Genomic DNA, 20,373 nt, shown 5'->3' on the forward strand with positions numbered 1-20,373 from the left:
GAGGAGCTGAACGTCATGTATCAAAGGATATTCGTACCGGTGGACGACAGCGACACGTCCAATATGGCGCTGGACGAGGCCTGCAAGCTGGCCAAGGCCTTCGGCTCAACCCTGCGGCTGGTGCATGTGGTGGATCTGGCCCAGTTTGGCTGGGGCGGCACCGAATTTCTGGATGCCACCGAGCTGCAAAAATCGATCAAGCAGGCGGGCGAGCAGGTGCTGGGGCTGGCGGGAGACCGCGCCCGAGCGCTGGGCATGGCGCCGGAATGCAAGATACTGGAGAGCTGGGGCGACAAGATCGCCGCCGTCTTGTCCGACGAGGCCAGCGCTTGGGGCGCGGACTTGATCGTGATGGGCACCCATGGCCTGGGCGGGCTGATGCACCTGCTGATGGGCAGCGTGGCCGAAGGCGTGCTGAAAGTGGCGGATATGCCGGTGCTGTTGGTGCGCAACCCCGGCGACTGAGCCGCGCGATGATGGCTTCGTCATTCCGTCCGGGAAGCCCAGGGCGCGCCCTGGCGCCTGAATGAAAAAAGCCAGCCGGGCATGCCGCGGCTGGCTTTTTCGAAGAGCTGGCAATCAGCTGGCAGCGGCTTCTGCGCCGCCTTCCTGTGCCTCGATCTTGGTGCGTACGGCCTTGCGCAGGCTCTTGTACAGATCGGGGTGGGTTTCCTTCAAATATTCGACGATCTCGAAATCTTCGCGGCGCACTTTGGACAAGTCGATCTGCTCGACATGAACCAGGCGCAGCAATTCGCGAACGGGTTTCGGCATGTTGCGGCCGCTTTCGTAGCGGGAGCCGCCGGATTGAGTAACGCCGATGCGGCTCCAGAACTCTTGCTGGTTCAGGCCAAGCTTGCGACGGATTTCCCGGGGATTCGGGATCTTTTCAAACAGTTTCATGAGTGTTCCTCTCGTATCTGAAACAAATGGTTCTAGTATTTTTTTAGGACTTCGCCCTGCCTACTAAAAATAGCAAAAAAAATTCAACAGGAATATTTTTGATGCAGGGAATTTAGTGAAGTTCCATGAATTTGAAAATTCAACTTTGCTAATGTTAGCGGATTCTTATCGTGCAGGACAATGTTAACAGCATGCGGAACTGTGCATAGACGCAAAAGTGTCGCAAATTTGCAATTGTCCTAGCGGAATGCATAGAAGGGGAGGGGTGGCGAGCCAAACCCCCGGCACTTGCACTAAATAACTGTGGCTGCTTCCTTCCGGACCTGACCAGGTTCGCTATCGTGCAATGCGGGGAGGCCCGCCATAGAGAGAACGGATTGTATCCAATGCCCATCTATTTGACAAGCATTTTTATAAGTTTTTGTCGGGCAGTTGCAAGGATCGTCATCTGCATGGCCAGTGACTATTGATTGCGAATGGGAGGCGGTGCAGACTCGACAACCAGCTTCCTACTTATGCCAAGCGCCATGAATACCACACCCGCTGCCTTGCTGGCCGAGCTGATCGTCTTCGATACCACCAGCCGAAACTCCAACCTGCAATTGATAGAGTGGGTTCGTCATTACCTGGCCGGACATGGCTTGGCCAGCAGGCTGACGCACAATGACGATGGCGGCAAGGCCAATCTGTTTTGCCGCATCGGCGGCGACGATTTGCCGTTGATCGTATTGTCCGGCCACACCGACGTGGTGCCGGTGGATGGGCAGGACTGGTCCTACCCCCCGTTCGAGCTGACCGAGAGCGGCGGCGGGCGATTGTACGGTAGGGGCAGCGCCGATATGAAAGGCTTCATCGCCTGCGTGTTGGCCAGGGTTCCGGACTTTATCGAGCTGGCCAAGGCCGGCGCGCTGAAACAGGGCATAGGCATTGCGCTGTCCTACGATGAAGAGGTGGGCTGCCTCGGCGTGGGCAGGCTGATTGACGATCTGGCCGCGCAGGGCGTGACGGTGGCGGGATGTCTGGTCGGCGAGCCGACCTCGATGCGTCCGGTGGTGGCGCACAAGGGAATCGCCCATTACCGCTGCCGGCTCAAGGGCAGGGCGGCCCATTCCTCGCTGACGCCTCATGGCGTCAACGCCATTGAATACGCAGCCCGGCTGATTACCCATATTCGCAAACTGGCGGACGCCGAGGCTTCGTTCGGCCATCGCCAGCCCCTATATGATGTGCCGTTCACCACCATGCAAACCGGGCTGATTCGCGGCGGAGTGGCATGCAATATCGTGCCGGCAGACTGCGAGTTCATGTTCGAGTGCCGCTGGCTGCCTGGAGATGATCCGCAGCGCCTGGTCGCCTCGGTGGCAGATTATGCGGCGACTTTACTGCAGGAGATGCGAGCGGTGGCCGAAGAAGCGGAGATAGAGATCGAGCGCGTGGTGTACAGCCCCGCGTTCGAGGCGGAGTCCGATTCGGACATCAGTCGCTACGTTCACAGCCTTTGCCGTTGCGCTGGGGAAGGGGTCGCCTACACTACGGAGGCGGGCTTGTTCAGCGAGGCCGGGATACCCTGCGTGGTGCTGGGACCGGGATCGATAGAGCAGGCGCACAGACCGGACGAATTCATCGAGGCCAGCCAGTTGCAGGCTTGCTACGATTGGCTGGGCCTGCTGACTAACAACTTAATCAAATAACTGTCAGAAATGCTTTGCATCCATAAGCATTAGGCTTCAAAATCCTGGCCCTTAAGCAATGAAGGTCAATTGAGCCCGCCCGGACCTCCGCGCGGGCTCGTTTTATTGGGATTCAAAAAAACAATGAGTCAGAACAAGTCGGAAACGGGTGGAGAACTCAAGGCGCGGGATGGTTTTACCTCCAGCTTTGGCGTATTGGCGGCGACGTTGGGATCGGCGGTTGGTCTGGGCAATATCTGGAAATTTCCCTATCTGACCGGCACCAACGGCGGCGCGGGTTTTCTGGTGATTTACGTGCTGGCTACCCTGATGGTGGGGCTGCCGGTGATGATTTCGGAAATCATGCTGGGCCGGAAAGCCAAGCGCGACGCGGTAAGCTCTCTGGTCAAACTGGCTCCGGCCGGGCAGCCCTGGTGGCTGGTGGGCGCCTTCGGCGTGCTCGCCGCCTTCCTGATCATGGCTTTCTATTCCGAGGTGGCCGCCTGGGTATTCGCCTACATTTTCAAGGCTATCGGCGGCGAGATTCTGTCGCGCGACCCCAAAGTGACATCCGACGCCTTTGCCGCGCTGATTTCCGATCCGGTGCAGTCCTTGCTGTGGCAGTGGCTGGTGCTGGCGCTGATCGGCGGCATCCTGTTGCTGGGCGTATCCAAGGGCATTGAGGCGGTGACCAAGAAATTGATGCCGCTGCTGTTCGTGCTGCTGGTGGTGATCGGCGCGCGCAGCCTGATGCTGCCGGGCGCCAGCCAAGGCCTCGCCTTCCTGTTCGCGCCTGATTTTTCCAAGATCAGCGCCGCCGTGGTGCTGACCGCGATGGGCTTGGCTTTCTTCAAGCTATCCATCGGCATGGGCACCATGATCACCTATGGCAGTTATTTTCGCGATGATCAGAACATTCCGCTGACCACCTTTCGAGTCATGTGCGCCGACCTGTTCGTGTCGCTGCTGGCGGGCATCGCCATCTTCCCGGCAGTATTCGCCTTCGGCTTCCAGCCGGCTGCCGGTCCGTCGCTGCTGTTCATCACTATTCCCGCCGTTTTCGCCAGCATGCCGCTGGGGCACTTCTTCATGGTGGTGTTCTTCGTTCTGACCGCCATCGCCGCCACCGGCGCCATGCTGTCCATCCTGGAGGTGCCGGTATCGGTGCTGAGCGAGCGTTTTGGCATTAGCCGCGTCAAGTCCACGGTGATCAACCTGCTGCTGCTGGCGCTGGTGGGTTCCGCCTGCGGGCTGTCCAATAGCCTGACGGCTGACTTCAAGATCTTCGGCATGACAATGTTCGACCTGTTCGACTTCGTCACCTCCAACGTGCTGATGCCGCTGGGAGGCATCTGCCTATGTCTATTCACCGCCTGGGTGTGGGGCTACGACCGCTTCCGCGCGGCATTGAGCAATGAGGGCGCGCTGAATAACGAGCGGGTGTTGAAGCCGCTGTTCTTCGTGTTGCGCTACGTGTCGCCGCTGCTGATCCTGTATGTGATGCTGAAGGGTTTGAAAATTATCTGAGGCGAAAAAAGCCGGACGCGCAGTCCGGCTTTTTTTTTGCGTTCGGCGGATCAGGGAAGCGGCGTATCTTCATCGGGCGCGACCACCGGCGGCGGGGTAAAGCCGTTGATATCCCTGGCGCTCTTCTCCAGCAGCAGTACGATGGAAGTATTGAGCGCTCCGAACGCCCAACTGACCAGGAAGAACACCGAATAGGCGCTTAACTTGTCGGCGAACAGCGGGTTGCCGTGAAGCTTGAGCTCGGCGGGTTCAAAGATTGAGAAAAACACGGCAGTCGCAATCATGGCGATCATGAAAGACGGCCAAAGCAGCAGGATTCCCTTTTTCATGGATGCCTCCGTTTTAGAATAAAAGCACGGGCAGAAAATCGCCTGGCGGGCCTTGCAGGTTTCTGATTACGCCATCAGGGCCGATTTGTCGATGGCTGGCGGCAATATCCTGCCTGTGAGGCCAGTGGATACATGTTAAACTATGTTCGACAGCGAACGGCCTTCCTTCGGAAGGCAACAAGTAGCATCAGGATTTTTTGATCGGCCGCCCGGCCGGTTCGTTTGTAAAGCTAATGGAGCCTGGTATGACCTCTTCGATCTTCGCCGGCGTGGAACTGGCGCCGCGCGACCCCATCCTCGGACTCAATGAAGCGTTCAACGCTGACGCCCGCAGCACCAAGGTCAATCTTGGCGTGGGCGTTTATTCCGACGACAACGGCAAGATTCCGCTGCTGGCCGCGGTGCAGGCCGCCGAGAAGGCGCGTCTGGAGGCGCTGCCGGCTCGAGGCTACCAGCCCATCGAAGGCCCGGCGGCATACGACTCCGCAGTGCAGAAGCTGCTGTTCGGCGAAGGCAGCGAGCTGCTGGCCGCCGGCCGCGTGGTGACCGCCCAGGCGCTGGGCGGCACCGGCGCGCTGAAGATCGGCGCGGATTTCCTGAAGCGGCTGAATCCGGCGTCCAAGGTCTATATCAGCGATCCGTCCTGGGAAAACCATCGCGCGTTGTTCGAGTCCGCCGGCTTCGAGGTGGAGAACTACCCGTACTACCATGCAGCCAGCCGCGGCGTGGATTTCTCCGCGATGAAGGCGCACCTCGCGTCTCTGAGCGCAGGTTCCATCATCGTGCTGCATGCCTGCTGCCATAACCCCACCGGCGCGGACCTGTCCTCAGCGCAATGGGAAGAGGTGGTATCGGTTTGCCGCGAGCGCGGCCTGGTGCCGTTCCTGGATATGGCTTACCAGGGCTTCGCCGACGGCATCGACGCTGATGCGCTGGCTGTGCGCCTGTTCGCGGCTTCGGGCTTGCAGTTCTTTGTCGCCAGCTCCTTCTCCAAGAGCTTTTCCCTATATGGCGAGCGCGTCGGCGCGCTGTCCATCGTCACTGCCGCCAAAGATGAATCGGTTCGCGTGCTGTCCCAGCTGAAGCGCGTGATTCGCACCAACTACTCCAATCCGCCTATCCACGGCGCGGCCATCGTCGCCGCGGTGCTGTCCAGCCCGGCGCTGCGCCAGCAGTGGGAGGACGAACTGGCCGGCATGCGCGAACGCATCCGCGGCATGCGGCTGGCGCTGTTGGATGCCATCAAGGCGAACGGCGTCGCCGCGGACTTCTCCTTCATCACGGCCCAGCGCGGCATGTTCTCCTACACCGGCCTGAGCGCCGCGCAAGTGGACCGGCTGCGCGAGGAGTTCGGCATTTACGCGGTCTCCACCGGCCGCATCTGCCTGGCCGCGTTGAACAGCAAGAATGTCGATTATGTCGCCGCTGCCATCGCCAAGGTGATTTAAGCCAGACTCCAACCTGATTTGGACGCTAGAGAGCCCCGGTATGACCGGGGCTTTTCTATTTGATGAGAAAAAGTCATGTCATGACTTTGGTCAGATAAAGCATTCAACAGAATTCTAAATTTATTCATCATTTTTTCCTTGCACTTGTGATGGCCCCGCCACCGGTTGAGTGTCCAAAAGTACAGGTTTCTTCACCGCTCCACGCTTTTTCCCATTTCAGCATTGTCCGGTCCGGCAAACATCCCCATGATGGAACCAGACATCAATGAATGTCTGATCGCAAACCATCTCGATGGCGCGCGATGACAATAATCCAATAATTCGTTTTTTGAGGGGAGACCCTCGGGGTAGATGCCATGACTGCGACTTTTCCTGAAGTGTTGGTTCCGCAGGCCATTTCTGCGGGCGCTTTCGACGCGGACGACGCCGATGTCCGCAACAACCTGGGCTTGCTTGGCCTGCTGGATGTGTATTCGCGCGACGGCCGGTATCATCTGACCGTATCGCTGGAGCCGGTCGGCTCCGATCCGCAGCCCACGCAGTGGACGCTGGAAGCTGAGATGGAAGTATGCGCCGAAGCCAAGGTTGCGCATTGCAAGCTTGGCCAGGTGCAGTACGTAGGAAATGCTCCGGGCAACCATTTGCGCAAGATGCTCGCCAACGGCGAATTGCACGGTTATCTGACGCAAAACCTTGCCGAGGCGGCATAAGCCAGCCTCAGGGTGAAATGAAAAGGCCACTGCATCGCAGTGGCCTTTCTGTTTTGGGCGGCGAAAAGCTCGATCAGCCGCCGTGACGCTCGTACAGCGAGTGGAAGGCATGGCGGTATTCCGGCTGCACATAGGGCTTGAGCAGGGCCAGCACCTGCAGCACGCCGCGATGGCCGGACTCTTCGGTGATCGGCGCTTTCGGACGCGAGGTCTGCTCGAAGGCGAACCAGAACTTCACCACCAGCCAGATATTGATGCTGACCGCCTCGATGTCCTCTTCGTCCATTTGCAGCAGCCCCAGGCGGATGAACTCGCGAAAGTGCTCGCCCAGGATGTTTTTCAGCTCGGTATTCACGAACTGATGGTACTCGGACTGCATCTGCGGATTTCGCGCCAGCAGACCCGGTAGGTCATAGAACATGAAACGGAACTGCCACATGGCCAGGAAGGCGGTGTCCAGATAGTTGACCAGATCGTCCACCGTCATCTTGCGGTCTTCCGGCACCGACAGGCGCTGATTGATGAACTCGCGGTACATCAGGAAGATCTGGTAGACGATCTCTTCCTTGTTGCGGAAGTGGTAGTAGAGATTGCCCGGGCTGATGCCCAGATGCGCGGCGATGTGGTTGGTGGTGATGCTGCGCTCGCCTTGTTCGTTGAACAGCTTAAGGCTTTCTTGAATGATGCGGTCGTAGGTCTTGATTCTGGTTTTACTCATGTAGCACCGGCTGATAGTGACTTCGCATAGCGCAATTGTATACGATGTTTGGAGTTCTTGCTCTATTTATTGCTGTTCAATGATGGGATAGCAGTCCGACATGAATTTATGCAAGATGGCTTGCTCGATACGTTGCCTTTCCCTGGCCGGTATCGCGATGCGCAGGATCAACTGATAGCGTTTTTCATCGATCGGCTGAATGGAAATCCGCGGCTCCACCGATGGGATGTCCACCAAGTAGCGCTTGGCCATGTCTTCCATGTGGCGCCGGGCCACATCCACATGGCAGTCGCAGGCCTCCTCGGCCGCCCCCATCAGCAGGCGCTCGGCCTGGACTGGCGGGACGGTGTAGGCGAGCGGCACGTTGATGATGTGCATCACGTACTCGCCCATGTAATTTTCCCGGATCACCGGAGTGGACAGCAGCAGGCTGTTGGGAAAGGTGAGGGCGCGGCCTGTCATCTGGTGCGAGCTGTGGTTGGGACCGATCTCCATCACGGTGGTGGACAAGAGGCCGATGTCCACCACCCGGCCGCGCACCGCGCCCAACTCGATATGATCGCCCAGGCCGTAGCTGTTGGACATCTGCCGCACCACGCCGCCGGACAGGCACATGATCAACTCCTTGGTGGCCAGGATCAGCGCGGCGGCGAAGGCCAGCATCGAGACGGCCAGCGTCTGCAGCTCGTTGGCCCAGATCAGGCCTATGCCTGCCAGGCCTGCGAGAAACAGGCCGTTGCGGGTGTTGACCGACCAGCGGCGCCGCTCCTCGACTGGCACGCCGCTATTGGCCGCCAGCAACCGGTCCACGGCGACGCGGATGATCAGCAGCGTCAGCACCAGCAACAGCGATCGGGTGATCTCGTGGGCGTAGTTCTCCCGCAAAAAGGCGATCAGGTCGAGCAGGGTGTGCATGGACTCCTCAGTCGTTCAGCTTCACCGCGTGTTCGCGGGTTTCGTGGAAGACGATGTCTGGCCAGCGCTCCTGGGTCAGCTGCAGATTGACGCGGTTCGGCGCCAGATAGGCGAGGTTGCCGCCGGCGTCCGTCGCGATATTCATCTGCAGCGCCTTGATGAATTCATCTAGCTTCTTGCGGTCGTCGCAGCTGAACCAGCGGGCGGACCAGATGCTGGCGGATTCGAAGATGGCGTCGACACCGTATTCGGCGGCCAGGCGGCTGGCCACCACCTCGAACTGCAGCACGCCCACGGCTCCCAGGATCAGATCGCCGCCGCTGTGCGGCTTGAACACTTGCACCGCGCCTTCTTCGCCCAGTTGCTGCAGGCCTTTTTGCAGCTGCTTCAGCTTCAGCGGGTTTTTGATGCGCACCGAGCGGAACAGTTCCGGCGCGAAGAAGGGAATGCCGGTGAAGGACAGGTCCTCGCCTTCGGAGAAGCTGTCGCCGATCTGGATGTTGCCGTGATTGGGCACGCCGATGATGTCGCCGGCGAACGCCTCCTCGACGATCTCGCGGTCGTGCGACATGAAGGTCACCACGCTGGAGGCGGAAATGTCGCGGTTCAAGCGCAGGTGCTTCATTTTCATGCCGCGTTCGAACTTGCCGGAGCACACGCGCAAGAAGGCGATGCGGTCGCGGTGCTTGGGATCCATATTGGCCTGGATCTTGAACACGAAACCGGAGAACTTGCCTTCAGTCGGCGCCACGCTGCGCACGGTAGCGTCGCGCTCCTGCGGCGCCGGAGCCCAGTCGATCAGCGCGTTCAGGATTTCGCGCACGCCGAAGTTGTTGATGGCGGAGCCGAAGAACACCGGGGTCAGCTCGCCGGCCAGAAATTCTTCCAGGTTCCACTCGTTGGACGCGCCCTTGACCAGCTCGATCTCCATCCGCAGTTGTTCCATTTCCAGCGGGAACAGCTCGTCCAGGCGCGGGTTGTCTATGCCCTGGATCACTTCGATGTCGGAAACCAGCTTTTCCGTGCCGGCCTCGAACAGGATCACCGCGTCGTTCAGCAGGCTGTACACGCCGCGGAAGGTCTTGCCCATGCCGATCGGCCAGGTGATCGGCGAGCAGCGGATCTTCAGCACGTTTTCCACCTCGTCCAGCAGCTCCAGGCTGTCGCGGACTTCGCGGTCGCACTTGTTCATGAAGGTGACGATGGGCGTGCTGCGCAGGCGGCAGACATTGAGCAGCTTGATGGTCTGCTCTTCCACGCCCTTGGCGGCGTCGATCACCATCAGCGCGCTGTCGACCGCGGTCAGCACGCGGTAGGTGTCCTCGGAGAAGTCCTGGTGGCCCGGGGTGTCCAGCAGGTTGACGGTGTGGTCGCGATAGTCGAACTGCATCACCGACGAGGCGACGGAAATGCCGCGCTGCTTTTCGATTTCCATCCAGTCCGAAGTGGCGAACTTGCCGCCTTTCTTGCCCTTCACCGTGCCCGCCATCTGGATGGCACCGGAGAACAGCAGCAATTTTTCCGTCAGCGTGGTTTTGCCCGCGTCGGGGTGGGAGATGATGGCGAAGGTGCGGCGGTGCGAAACTTCTTCTGCGATGCGGGCGAGGTCGGCGGACATGGATGGCTTGCTTGAAATTCAATAAAGCCGAGCATTTTACCGGAGTTACGGGTTTCAGGAAATTCCATGTTACAGTTGATAATGATTATCAATAATAAATAGTTCCGTGATGCAACAACAACCAAAAAACGGCCGCGCGCAAGCAGCGGCCTTTCCGTTTTGCCTTTCCGTTCTCGCCTTGAGCCTGGTCCATTTTTCGGCGAAGGCCGAGGATCAGCAGCTGCAAACCATCAAGGTTCAATCCACCGCCATACAGAAGCAACCGGGCGTAGACAGGCTTGGCGCGGAGGAGATCGCAAGGCCCCAGGCGCGCTCCCTGGCCGAAGTGCTGGACGTCTTGCCCGGCGTGAACGCCGGCGGCTCGCCGCGTCCCGGCGGGCAGGTGATCAATGTCTGGGGCTACCGCTCGGTGGAGCAGGTGCAGGTCCAGCTGGACGGCGCCAACCAGGTGTTCTCGAAATACCAGCAAGGCACCAGTTTCATAGAGCCGGAATTGCTGGGCAAGGTGGAGGTGATCAAGGGCGCGCAGTCCGCCCTGTACGGCAATGGCGGCTTCGGCGCCGTGATCCGGGCGGAAACCAAGTCGGTGGATGACTTGCTGATGCCGGGTCAGTCTGTCGGCGGCTTCGCCAAGATCGGCCGCCAGAGCAATGGCGGCCAGATCAGCAAGAGCGTAGCCGCTTACGCTGGCGGCGGCGAACACTCGGCGGACATTCTCGCCTACATATCCCAGTCCCGCTCGGGCGACGGCAAGACCGGCGATGACCTCACTTATCTGTTTTCGGGCGGGGAGCAGAAAGCCGGCATGTTGAAGCTGGCGTTCCGCCCCTGGGCCGGCCATCAGTTCCGGCTAGGCATGGTCAGGCAGGAGTCGGAGATGCGCACGCCTTGGGCGGCGCGCAGCGGGCAGGTCGAGGCGCCCTCCAGTTCTGACATCAAGCGCTATGGCGAGACGGAGGCCTGGCTGAGAAAAACCGTGATGCGGGATCAGAAAATTGATTCGCTCAATGGCGAATGGCGCTACGCCAGTCCCGACAACGCCTGGCTGGATTTCAGCGTCAACTATGCGCAATCCCGTCGCTATCAGCACGACAAGCGGCCTGAGTCCGCCTGGAAGGTGGACTACCGCTCATCCTATGGCCATGAGAGCTGGGTGACCCAGAACAGCCGCTCGCTGGATATCCGCAACGTCGCCAAGCTGGGCGATGCCAATAGCTTCACAACGGGCCTGTCCTGGAGCAAGCAGGACTGGGACCCGCGGTCATTCCTGGCCACCAAGGCCAAAGATCCGGATTACAACTACGGCTGGATAAACGCCTATGGCGGCAACCGCGGCGAGGAAACCATGCGTTCGGCTTACCTGATCCATGAGTGGAAGCCTTTGCCTGACTGGAAAATCACGCCCTCGCTGCGTTACGACCAGGTGGCTTTGTACGGCAAGCCCAATCTCGCGCCCATCTACAATGTCGCCAGCGCCGGCCACGATTATCGCCCGGTGAGCTTCACAGGCTGGTCGCCGCGCCTGGCCATCGCCTGGGGCTTCTCGCCGGGCTGGAATGCCAGCTTCAGCTATGTCGATACCTGGCGCGCGCCGACAGTGGACGAAGTGTATGCCGCTCAAACCCCGCTATCCAATTTGTCCGGCACCAGCCGGTATCTGAAGCCGGAGAAGTTGCGCGGCTTTTACTATGGCCTGGATTTCGAACGTAGCGGCGTATTGTCGGCCGGCGACAGGCTGAGCATGTCTCTGCTCGCGTACCGGCAGCTGGTGCGCGACAACATCTACATGCGGCTCGGAAATGGCAATACCGGCGACGCGCCGGGCCAGACTCCGCCCGCCGGCACCGGCTTCTACCGTAACTTGAGCGGCTACGAGATCCATGGCTATGACCTGACGCTGGATTACCAGTTGCGCGGCTGGTTCGCGTCGGCGGCGCTCTCCGCAACCAGCGGCGATCATCGCAACAGCCTTCGCGATCCATGGGGCAACTCGGAGCCGGTGGTGGACATTCCGCCGCGCAAAGCCGTCCTGACCACCGGGTATCGCGTCGCTCGGCTGGGGCTGACATTCGGCGGGCAGGGCAAGTTCGTCCGCACCCAGGACCGGATACCGTATTTCGAGGGAACGCGCACCGCCTATTCCATGCCGCCCAGCAAAGGATATGTCTTGATCAATCTATTCACCGTGTGGCAGCCGCAGAGCGGCGCTTTCAAGCACCTGGAGGCGCGCGTGTCGATAGATAATCTGTTCAATAGAAGCTACAGCCCTTATCTGACAGAGGGCATTCAAGGCATGGGTCGCTCAGTCCGCACCAGCCTGTCGTGGCGCTTCTGACTCCTCGCTCCAAATATCCTGAAACCGGCTTATGGCCGGTTTTTTTATGACGCCAGCGGATTGGAAAACGATCATTCGGCTACAATATCGTCCAAACGACAATTCAAACCAAGGAGGCTTGCCGTGTTCACCGGTATCGTCCAGGGCGTGGCCGAAGTGGTCGCCATCGAAGAAAAGCAGGATTTTCGCACCCATATCGTCCGCCTGCCCCAGGAAATGTTGCCCGGCCTGCAGCTTGGCGCCTCTGTCGCCCACAACGGCTGTTGCCTGACTGTCACCCGGGTCGACGGCGACTTGGTTCATTTCGACCTGATGCAGGAAACGCTGCGCGTCACCAATCTGGGCGCGCTCAAGGCCGGCGACAGCGTGAACGTGGAGCGCGCGGCCAAGTTCGGCGACGACATCGGTGGCCACGCGATGTCCGGCCACGTGATGGGCCTCGCCGCGGTCTCCGAAGTCATCGAATCCCCGAACAACCACACCGTCTGGTTCGAGCTGCCTGCTGGTTTGGAAAAATACGTGTTCACCAAGGGCTATATCGGCATAGACGGCATCAGCCTCACCGTCGGCGCGATGGAAGGCCGCCGCTTCTGCGTGCACCTGATTCCGGAAACGCTGAGCCGGACCAATATCGCCGGCCGCAAATCCGGCGACCAAATCAATATCGAGATAGATCCGCAGACCCAGGCCATCGTCGACACGGTCGAGCGCGTGCTGGCGCAGCGCGGCCAGGCGTGATCTTGCGCGATCTGCCGGTGCTGGCGTCGTGGAGCGGCGGCAAGGACAGCTGCCTCGCGCTGTGGCGCGCCGTTCAGGCCGGCGCCAAGCCGCAGGCGCTGCTGACCATGCTGGACGAGGAGGGGGACCGCTCCCGCTCGCACGGCGTGCGGCCCGAGGTTCTGGCCCTGCAGGCGCAGGCGCTGGGTTTGCCCCAGCGTTTGGGAAAGGCAAGCTGGAATGATTACCGCGAAGTCTTCATTGAGCAGTTGCGCGCGGCGGCGGCGGACGGCATCCGGGCGGCGGTGTTCGGCGATATCGATCTGGACGCGCACCGCGAATGGGAAGAAGGCGTCTGCGCCGAGGCGGGCCTTGGAGCGATCCTGCCCTTGTGGCGGCAAGCCCGCGCCGATCTGGTGCGTGAATTCGTCGATGCCGGATTCGTCGCCCGCATCGTGATGGTCAATACTGCGCTGGTGGACGAGAAGTGGCTGGGCCGGGCTTTCAACCGGCAGCTGATAGAAGACATGCTGGCCGAGGGGGTGGATCCCTGCGGCGAGGCGGGCGAGTTCCACACGCTGGTGGTGGACGGCCCCTTGTTCAACAAGCCGCTGGCGCTGCGCGACGGCGAAACGGCGGGGCTCGGCGAATACCGGGCGCTGGACCTGCTGCCCGCGTAGAACGGGCGTACCGACAAAGGAATAGAGCAATGAGCATATCCCCGATTCAAGACATCATCGCCGACATCAAGGCCGGCAAGATGGTGGTGCTGATGGACGCCGAAGACCGCGAAAACGAAGGCGATCTGGTGATGGCGGCGGAATTCGTCACGCCGGAAGCGATCAACTTCATGGCCAAGCACGGCCGCGGCCTGATCTGCCTGACCTTGTCCGAAGAGCGCTGCAAGCTGTTGAATCTGCCGATGATGGCGACCAACAACGGCACCAGCTTCGGCACCAACTTCACCGTATCGGTGGAGGCCGCCCAGGGCGTGACCACCGGCATTTCCGCCGCCGACCGCGCCCACACCATCAAGACCGCCGTGGCGCGGCTGGCCAAGGCCAGCGATCTGGTGCAGCCCGGCCACGTGTTTCCGCTCAAGGCCCAGAACGGCGGCGTGCTGATCCGCGCCGGCCACACCGAGGCCGGCTGCGATCTGGCCATGCTGGCCGGCGTGGAGCCTGCCGGGGTGATATGCGAGATCATGAACGACGATGGCACCATGGCGCGTCTGCCGGAGCTGCTGGAGTTCGCCAAGACGCATGGCCTGAAGATCGGCACCATCTCCGACCTGATCCAGTACCGCAGCCGCACCGAATCCCTGGTGGAAAAAGTAGGCGAGCGCCCGGTGGAGACGCCGTTCGGCAGCTTTGACCTCCACGTGTTCCGCGACATCACCACCTCCGCCACCCACCTGGCGCTGAGCAAGGGCAAAATCCGCCCGGACAAGGAAATTCTGGTGCGGGTGCATGAACCGCTGTCGGTGATCGACGTGTTGGCGCCGCTGTGCAGCCATCATTCCTGGACGCTGCCCAACGCGCTGGAAACCATGGAAGAGGAAGGCAGCGGCGTGATGGTGCTCTTGTACCGCGACGAAACCGGCGTCGATCTGGCGCAGCGGGCGCTGGACCTGGAGCCGCCGCGGCAGAAGTGGGACAGCAAGACCTTCGGCGTCGGCGCGCAAATGCTGAAGGCGCTGGGCGTCGGCAAGATGAAGCTGATGTCCAGCCCGGTCAGCCTGCCGTCGATGGCCGGCTTCGAGCTGGAAGTCACCGGATTCTGCCAGCCGGGCCACTTCCACGTGGATGCCGGGAACGGCCCGGGCGTGGCCTAATCGCGGCGATTGCGTTACAATTGCCGGCTTTCCTTAGTGTTTTCGCCGCGAGGACCCAACATGCTTGACGCCATCCAGTGTATTGAACCCAATTTTTCCGGCAAGGGCCTGAAAATCGGCATCGTCATGGCGCGTTTCAACACGCCGGTATGCCACGGCCTGCGCGACGCTTGCGTCGCCGAGCTGGAAAAACTGGGCGTCGCCGCCGGCGACATCGTCCTGGCCACTGTGCCTGGCGCGCTGGAAGTTCCGCTGGTGCTGCAAACCATGGCCAAGAGCGGTCGTTTCGACGCGCTGGTGGCTCTGGGCGCGGTGATCCGCGGCGAAACCTATCATTTCGAGCTGGTATCCAACGAATCCGGCGCCGGCGTCACCCGCGTCGGCCTGGACTTCGACATTCCGGTAGCCAACGCCATCCTGACCACCGAAAACGACGAGCAGGCGGAAGTCCGCATGCAGGAAAAGGGCGGCGACGCCGCCCGCGTCGCGGTCGAGATGGCCAATCTGCACAAGACGCTGCGCGGCTGAGCCATCCGCCGCCAAGCCGTCCAACGGGAAGCGGGCCATCGCGCCGCTTCCCTTGCTCTTTCAAGGAATCGCCACCATGAAAACCGCCCGCCGCCGCGCCCGCGAATTCGCCGTGCAAGGCATTTACGAATGGGAACTGAACCCGGACCGTCCGGCTTCGCTGATTGAAAAACACCTGCGCGAGAATGAATACTTCGCCAAGGCCGACGAGGCCCTGTTCCGCAGCATCCTGTACGGCGTGCTGAAAGATGTGGAACTGCTGTCCGCTCAGGTAGGCCGTTACTACGAGCGCGCCGAGGACGAAGTCAGCCCGGTGGAGCGCGCCGTGCTGCTGATGGCCGCGCTGGAACTGACGCAAAGCCCGGAAACCCCGTATCCGGTGATCATCAACGAAGCCATCGAAATCACCAAGACTTTCGGCGGCACCGATGGCCACAAATTCGTCAACGGCGTGCTGGACAAGCTGGCCGCCGAAGTGCGCGGCGACGAAGTGCTGGCGCAGAAACAGCGCCGCAAGCAGGACTGAGCCGGTCACGCCTTTGGCGTGCCGCTGTCGACGACACCCGCCGCCGGCGGGTGTTTTTGCGTGAGGTGCCATGAACGAATTCGAACTGATCGGCCGTTATTTCAAGCGGCCCACGCCATCCGCGGTGCTGGGCGTCGGCGACGACGCCGCCATCGTCCGGCCGACGCCGGGCCATGAACTGCACCTGTCGGCGGACATGCTGGTGGAAGGGCGCCACTTCTTCGCCGACGTGTCGCCGCGCGCGCTGGGCCACAAGACGCTGGCGGTCAACCTGTCCGACATGGCGGCGATGGGCGCGCGCCCGCGCTGGGCGCTGCTTTCCATCGCGTTGCCGCGCGCCGACGAGGCCTGGGTGGCCGAATTCGCCGCCGGCTTCTTCGCGCTGGCGGACGCCCACGGCGTGGAACTGATAGGCGGCGACACCACCGGCGGCCCGCTGACGCTGTCGGTGACGATCATGGGCGAGACGCCGGCCGGGCAGTCCTTGCGCCGCGACGGCGCCAAGCCGGGCGACGACATCTGGGTGTCCGGCGAATTGGGCCTGGGCGCGCTGGCGGTGCGCCATCGGCTGGGCTGGCTGAATGTAAACGATATGGAACTGCTGGCCGCGGCGACGCACAAACTGGAATGCCCGGAGCCGAGGCTGGCGCTGGGCGCCGCGCTGTTGCCGCTGGCGCATGCCGCCGCCGACGTGTCCGACGGACTGATGGCCGACCTTGGCCACATTCTGGCCGCATCCGGCGTGGCGGGAGAAGTGTGGGCCGACGCCTTGCCGTCCCATCCCGCGCTGGAAGCGCGCCGCGAAGAATACCTCGCCTGCCTGGCGGCCGGCGGGGACGATTACGAACTGGTTTTCACGGCGCCGCCGGCGCGCCGAGCCGCCATCGGGGCCGCGGCGGCGGGCGTCTGCCGCGTCACCCGCATCGGCCGCGTGCTGGAAGGGCGGGACGGCAGGCTGCTGAACGCCGCCGGCCAGGCCGTAGCGCTGGACAAGAAAGGTTATGACCATTTTGGCTGACACTCCCAAAATCACGCCCAACTGGCGTTTTTTGCTGAGCAATCCGATTCACCTGCTGTCTTTCGGCTTCGGCAGCGGCCTGATGAAAAAGGCCCCCGGCACCTGGGGCACGCTGGTTGCCTATCCCATCTTCTTTCCCTTGTTGGCGCTGGGCGTCAACGGCTGGATGCTGATGGCGCTGTGCCTGCCGCTGTTCCTGTTCGGCGTTTACGCCTGCGGCATCACCGGCAAGGCGCTTGGCGTGCACGATTACGGCGGCATCGTCTGGGACGAAGTAGTGGGCATGCTGATGGTGCTGGCCTTCGCGCCGGCGAGCTGGGCCGGCTGGATTCTGGCCTTCGCGCTGTTCCGCCTGTTCGACATCGTCAAACCCTGGCCGATACGCTGGTTCGACCAGCGCGTCGGCGGCGGCTTCGGCGTGATGGTGGACGATGTGATCGCCGCGCTGTTCGCGCTGGCCGCGCAAGCCTTGATCTGGCATTGGTTGTGATGCGGGCGCACAAAACAGTTACAATCAGATCTTAAAGTGACAGACAGTTTGACGCTTGACTGAGTCCAGCGCGCTGCCATGAAAAACACGCCCGCGCATGCCGCGGGCAGCTAAATTTCGGGGTTCTCGACCGTGTGGGTTGTCGTCGTACTATTGCTGTCCGCGCTGGCCGCGGCCGGCTGGCTGGTAAAAAGCGGCAAGATGCCGCAGTTGATGCGCAAGCTGGATGGCCTGCTTGGCGTGGAGGGGCGCAGCGAACGCTACGAACCCGACTACTTCGCCGAGCAGCCGCTGCGGCCGGAAGAGCTCGAGCAGGAGGCGCCGCCCGCAGTCCAGGCTGATGATCGGCCAGACTCGGAGCCTGAGCCTTTGCCGACTGTCCATCGGGAAGAAGTCCCGCGCCGGGAGGAGCAGGCTCCGCTCGTTCGCATCTCGCCCCAGGGCCGGCAGGGCAGGCAGGCTGCGCCTGTAGCCGAAGACCAGCCTCCGCGCGAAACCATCGTGCTGCCCAAACGCGTCCCGACGGCTGGCCAGGAGCCGCCTGCCGAGCTGCCGGTGCTGGAGTTGTCGCGCGAGTACCGCCGCAAAAACCGCCAGCCGCAGCAGCCGTCGGAAGCGGGCGACTTGCCGGTGATCGGCCTGTCCGAGATGCAGAGCAATATGCAGCAGGACTACCTCCGCCGCCAGCGCGTCCGCGGAGTCGAACCGGGCGAGCGCGGCGAAGACGCGCTGCCGCTGATTGGCAGCGGAGAAGTGCGCGCCGCGGTGGCCAGTCTTCATGCGCATCGCCGCAATTCGCCGCCCGCAAGCGCGCCGCTGCCCCGCGTCGAGCTGGTTCCGATCCCCCGGACGAAGCCTGAAGCCGCGCCGGAGCCGGAGAAGCCGCTGGTGATTTTGGAGCCGCTGCGCAAGCCTGAATCAACTCCGGCCAGCAAGCCTGTCGTGGCGGAACCTGTTCCCGCCCCGATGGCGGACGTTCAGGTCCAAAAGCCGCCGATTCAGCCCGTGACGGCGCCAGAGCCGACCGCGACTGAATTTCCCCCTGTAGACGCCGAAGCATTGGAGCCGCAGTCCTGGCCGGAAATCGGCGAAGCGGAAGCCCCGGCGCAGGAAGCCAATCATTCGCCGCCGCAGCTGGCGGCAAGCCCTGAGCCGGCCGCGCCTGCATCCATTCCGTTCGAGCCAGTCGAGCCAGTGGTTGCCGAGCTCGCGCTCGAGCCCGCGGCGGCAGACGCGCAAGGTGCGGCCGAAGGACCCGCGGAAGAGGCTATCGCCGCCAGCGACGCTTCTCCCGCCTCGCGCGCGCCGTGGCGCTGGCCGCAGACGCGCGAAGTGCTGGTGCAGCAAGAGGATGAGGCGCCCGCCATCGTGCAGCAGACCGTGTTGCCTGAGCCTGCAGCGCCATCCCTGGCCGCCACCGCGGCCCAGTTGGCAAGCAATCCCATGCCTTGGATATTGGTGGAGGAAAAACCGGCGGCGCAAGCTGCCTCAGCCGTTGTTGAAACAGCGTCTGTCGCCTTGCCTGAATCCGAGTCCGCGCCAGCGGAGGCGGAAGATGCCCCGGCGCGCCACAGCTATGACGACTCCATGCTGCCCGGCCTGGGCCTGTTGAGCCCGGCTGATGCGGCTCAGGAAGCCTGCAATCAGGACGAGTTGATCGAGCGCGGCATCGTGATCGAGGAGAAGTGCGCCGAGTTCAAGGTCAAGGTCAGCGTGGTGGATGCTTACGCCGGTCCGGTGATCACCCGTTACGAGGTGGAGCCTGCGGTGGGCGTGCGCGGCAACCAGGTGGTGAACCTGATGAAGGATCTGTCGCGCGCGCTGGGCCTGGCCTCCATCCGCGTGGTGGAGACCATTCCCGGCAAAACCTGCATGGGTCTGGAGCTGCCCAATCCCAAGCGGCAGATGATACGGTTGTCGGAGATATTCTCCGCCGACGTGTTCCAGCATTCCGCGTCGCGGCTGACGATGGCGCTGGGCAAGGACATCACCGGCGAGCCAGTGGTGACCGACCTGGCCAAGGCGCCGCACCTGCTGGTGGCCGGCACCACCGGCTCCGGCAAGTCGGTGGGCGTCAACGCGATGATCCTGTCGCTGCTGTACAAGGCGACGCCGGAAGAAGTCCGCTTCATCATGATCGACCCCAAGATGCTGGAACTGTCGGTCTACAACGATATCCCGCACCTGTTGGCGCCGGTGGTCACCGACATGAAGCTGGCCGCCAACGCGCTCAACTGGTGCGTGGGCGAGATGGAGCGCCGCTATCGGCTGATGAGCGCGCTGGGCGTGCGCAACCTGGCCGGCTACAACCAGAAGGTGCGCGAGGCGGCCGAGCGCGGCCAGCGCATCGCCAATCCGTTCAGCCTGACGCCGGAAACGCCGGAGCCTTTGGACAAGCTGCCGTTCATCGTGGTGGTGGTGGACGAGTTCGCCGACCTGATGATGGTGGCCGGCAAGAAGATCGAGGAATTGATCGCCCGCCTGGCGCAAAAGGCCCGCGCCGCCGGCATCCACCTGATCCTGGCTACGCAGCGGCCATCGGTGGACGTGATCACCGGCCTGATCAAGGCCAACATTCCGACCCGGATCGCCTTCCAGGTGTCCAGCAAGATCGACAGCCGCACCATTCTGGACCAGATGGGCGCGGAAAGCCTGCTGGGCCAGGGCGACATGCTGTACCTGCCGCCGGGCACCGGCTACCCGCAACGGGTGCACGGCGCCTTCGTCACCGACGACGAGGTGCACGCGGTGGTCGAGCATCTGAAGCAGTTCGGCGAACCGGATTACGTGGAAGGCCTGCTGACCGGCGAGAGCGAGGCCGACGACGCTTCGGCGGACGCCACCGCCAAGGCTCAGGCGGCGACGGAAACCGACCCCTTGTACGATGAAGCGGTGGAGATCGTGCTGCGCACCCGCAAGCCATCCATCTCCGGCGTGCAGCGCCATCTGCGCATCGGCTACAACCGCGCCGCGCGGCTGATCGAGGAGATGGAGGCCGCGGGCATCGTCAGCGCGATGGAGAGCAACGGCAATCGCACGGTGCTGGTGCCGCAGCGGGATTTCTGACGCCTTGTCCCAATAAAAAAC

19 protein-coding genes and 1 other RNA gene are annotated in these 20,373 nt (G+C 62.2%); 14 read left to right on the forward strand and 6 right to left on the reverse strand.

Annotation, left to right across the window (positions count from 1 at the left end; translation table 11 throughout):
- Positions 1-15 precede the first annotated feature (15 nt).
- Positions 16-465: a universal stress protein gene (locus tag VL52_RS07820; RefSeq protein WP_021476220.1), complete on the forward strand. Its 450-nt coding sequence runs from the start codon at positions 16-18 to the stop codon at positions 463-465.
- Positions 466-579: 114 nt separating this feature from the next.
- Here the strand turns inward: VL52_RS07820 and VL52_RS07825 are convergent, their stop codons facing one another.
- Both VL52_RS07825 and ffs read right to left on the reverse strand, forming a co-directional pair.
- Positions 580-903, reverse strand: coding sequence for a helix-turn-helix domain-containing protein (locus VL52_RS07825; RefSeq protein WP_021476219.1), 324 nt, complete (start codon positions 901-903; stop codon positions 580-582).
- Between the two features lie 264 nt (positions 904-1,167).
- Positions 1,168-1,266, reverse strand: an RNA gene (ffs, locus tag VL52_RS23830) — signal recognition particle sRNA small type.
- Between the two features lie 164 nt (positions 1,267-1,430).
- Here ffs and argE point away from each other — a divergent pair.
- Both argE and VL52_RS07835 read left to right on the forward strand, forming a co-directional pair.
- Positions 1,431-2,594 (forward strand): acetylornithine deacetylase, encoded by a 1,164-nt coding sequence (argE, locus tag VL52_RS07830; protein ID WP_144410189.1) that lies wholly within the window; start codon positions 1,431-1,433, stop codon positions 2,592-2,594.
- A gap of 123 nt (positions 2,595-2,717) precedes the next feature.
- Positions 2,718-4,100, forward strand: coding sequence for a sodium-dependent transporter (locus tag VL52_RS07835; protein ID WP_046156514.1), 1,383 nt, complete (start codon positions 2,718-2,720; stop codon positions 4,098-4,100).
- 50 nt (positions 4,101-4,150) lie between these two features.
- Here VL52_RS07835 and VL52_RS07840 read toward each other — a convergent pair whose 3' ends face one another.
- Positions 4,151-4,429, reverse strand: coding sequence for a hypothetical protein (locus tag VL52_RS07840; RefSeq protein ID WP_021476216.1), 279 nt, complete (start codon positions 4,427-4,429; stop codon positions 4,151-4,153).
- Between the two features lie 245 nt (positions 4,430-4,674).
- Here VL52_RS07840 and VL52_RS07845 point away from each other — a divergent pair, with 245 nt between their 5' ends.
- Entirely contained in the window at positions 4,675-5,877 is a 1,203-nt protein-coding gene (locus VL52_RS07845; RefSeq protein WP_046156515.1) for an amino acid aminotransferase, read from the forward strand.
- Positions 5,878-6,233: 356 nt separating this feature from the next.
- A complete protein-coding gene (locus VL52_RS07850) occupies positions 6,234-6,587 on the forward strand; it encodes a hypothetical protein (RefSeq protein WP_021476214.1) in 354 nt (117 codons plus the stop codon).
- A 73-nt stretch (positions 6,588-6,660) separates the two neighbouring features.
- Here the strand turns inward: VL52_RS07850 and VL52_RS07855 are convergent, their stop codons facing one another.
- The 3 genes from VL52_RS07855 to VL52_RS07865 all read right to left on the reverse strand — a co-directional run bounded on the left by VL52_RS07855 (position 6,661) and on the right by VL52_RS07865 (position 9,838).
- A complete protein-coding gene (locus tag VL52_RS07855; protein ID WP_046156516.1) occupies positions 6,661-7,305 on the reverse strand; it encodes a TetR/AcrR family transcriptional regulator in 645 nt (214 codons plus the stop codon).
- Between the two features lie 66 nt (positions 7,306-7,371).
- Positions 7,372-8,220, reverse strand: coding sequence for a mechanosensitive ion channel domain-containing protein (locus tag VL52_RS07860; protein WP_021476212.1), 849 nt, complete (start codon positions 8,218-8,220; stop codon positions 7,372-7,374).
- A gap of 7 nt (positions 8,221-8,227) precedes the next feature.
- Positions 8,228-9,838, reverse strand: coding sequence for a peptide chain release factor 3 (locus VL52_RS07865; RefSeq protein WP_046156517.1), 1,611 nt, complete (start codon positions 9,836-9,838; stop codon positions 8,228-8,230).
- 109 nt (positions 9,839-9,947) lie between these two features.
- Here VL52_RS07865 and VL52_RS07870 point away from each other — a divergent pair, with 109 nt between their 5' ends.
- The 9 genes from VL52_RS07870 to VL52_RS07910 all read left to right on the forward strand — a co-directional run bounded on the left by VL52_RS07870 (position 9,948) and on the right by VL52_RS07910 (position 20,352).
- Positions 9,948-12,173, forward strand: coding sequence for a TonB-dependent receptor domain-containing protein (locus tag VL52_RS07870; protein WP_082113674.1), 2,226 nt, complete (start codon positions 9,948-9,950; stop codon positions 12,171-12,173).
- Between the two features lie 123 nt (positions 12,174-12,296).
- The gene (locus VL52_RS07875; protein WP_046156519.1) at positions 12,297-12,911 is read left to right on the forward strand and encodes a riboflavin synthase; all 615 of its coding nucleotides are present in this window, start codon (positions 12,297-12,299) and stop codon (positions 12,909-12,911) included.
- A complete protein-coding gene (locus VL52_RS07880) occupies positions 12,908-13,570 on the forward strand; it encodes a Dph6-related ATP pyrophosphatase (RefSeq protein ID WP_052729214.1) in 663 nt (220 codons plus the stop codon). The genes VL52_RS07875 and VL52_RS07880 overlap by 4 nt, the downstream gene beginning before the upstream one ends.
- 29 nt (positions 13,571-13,599) lie before the next feature.
- Positions 13,600-14,724, forward strand: a complete 1,125-nt coding sequence (gene ribBA / locus VL52_RS07885) for a bifunctional 3,4-dihydroxy-2-butanone-4-phosphate synthase/GTP cyclohydrolase II (protein ID WP_046156520.1) — start codon at positions 13,600-13,602, stop codon at positions 14,722-14,724.
- Positions 14,725-14,784: 60 nt separating this feature from the next.
- On the forward strand, positions 14,785-15,252 hold the full coding sequence (ribH, locus tag VL52_RS07890; protein ID WP_046156521.1) for a 6,7-dimethyl-8-ribityllumazine synthase: 468 nt from the start codon (positions 14,785-14,787) through the stop codon (positions 15,250-15,252).
- A 76-nt stretch (positions 15,253-15,328) separates the two neighbouring features.
- Positions 15,329-15,778: a transcription antitermination factor NusB gene (gene nusB, locus VL52_RS07895; protein WP_011135938.1), complete on the forward strand. Its 450-nt coding sequence runs from the start codon at positions 15,329-15,331 to the stop codon at positions 15,776-15,778.
- A 70-nt stretch (positions 15,779-15,848) separates the two neighbouring features.
- Positions 15,849-16,796: a thiamine-phosphate kinase gene (thiL, locus tag VL52_RS07900; protein ID WP_046156522.1), complete on the forward strand. Its 948-nt coding sequence runs from the start codon at positions 15,849-15,851 to the stop codon at positions 16,794-16,796.
- Positions 16,780-17,286, forward strand: a complete 507-nt coding sequence (locus tag VL52_RS07905; protein ID WP_046156523.1) for a phosphatidylglycerophosphatase A family protein — start codon at positions 16,780-16,782, stop codon at positions 17,284-17,286. The genes thiL and VL52_RS07905 overlap by 17 nt, the downstream gene beginning before the upstream one ends.
- A gap of 132 nt (positions 17,287-17,418) precedes the next feature.
- Positions 17,419-20,352, forward strand: a complete 2,934-nt coding sequence (locus VL52_RS07910) for a DNA translocase FtsK (RefSeq protein WP_046156524.1) — start codon at positions 17,419-17,421, stop codon at positions 20,350-20,352.
- Positions 20,353-20,373: the final 21 nt, after the last annotated feature.

Origin of the sequence: Chromobacterium vaccinii (assembly GCF_000971335.1) — a bacterium.
In the GTDB taxonomy this organism is placed as follows: domain Bacteria; phylum Pseudomonadota; class Gammaproteobacteria; order Burkholderiales; family Chromobacteriaceae; genus Chromobacterium; species Chromobacterium vaccinii.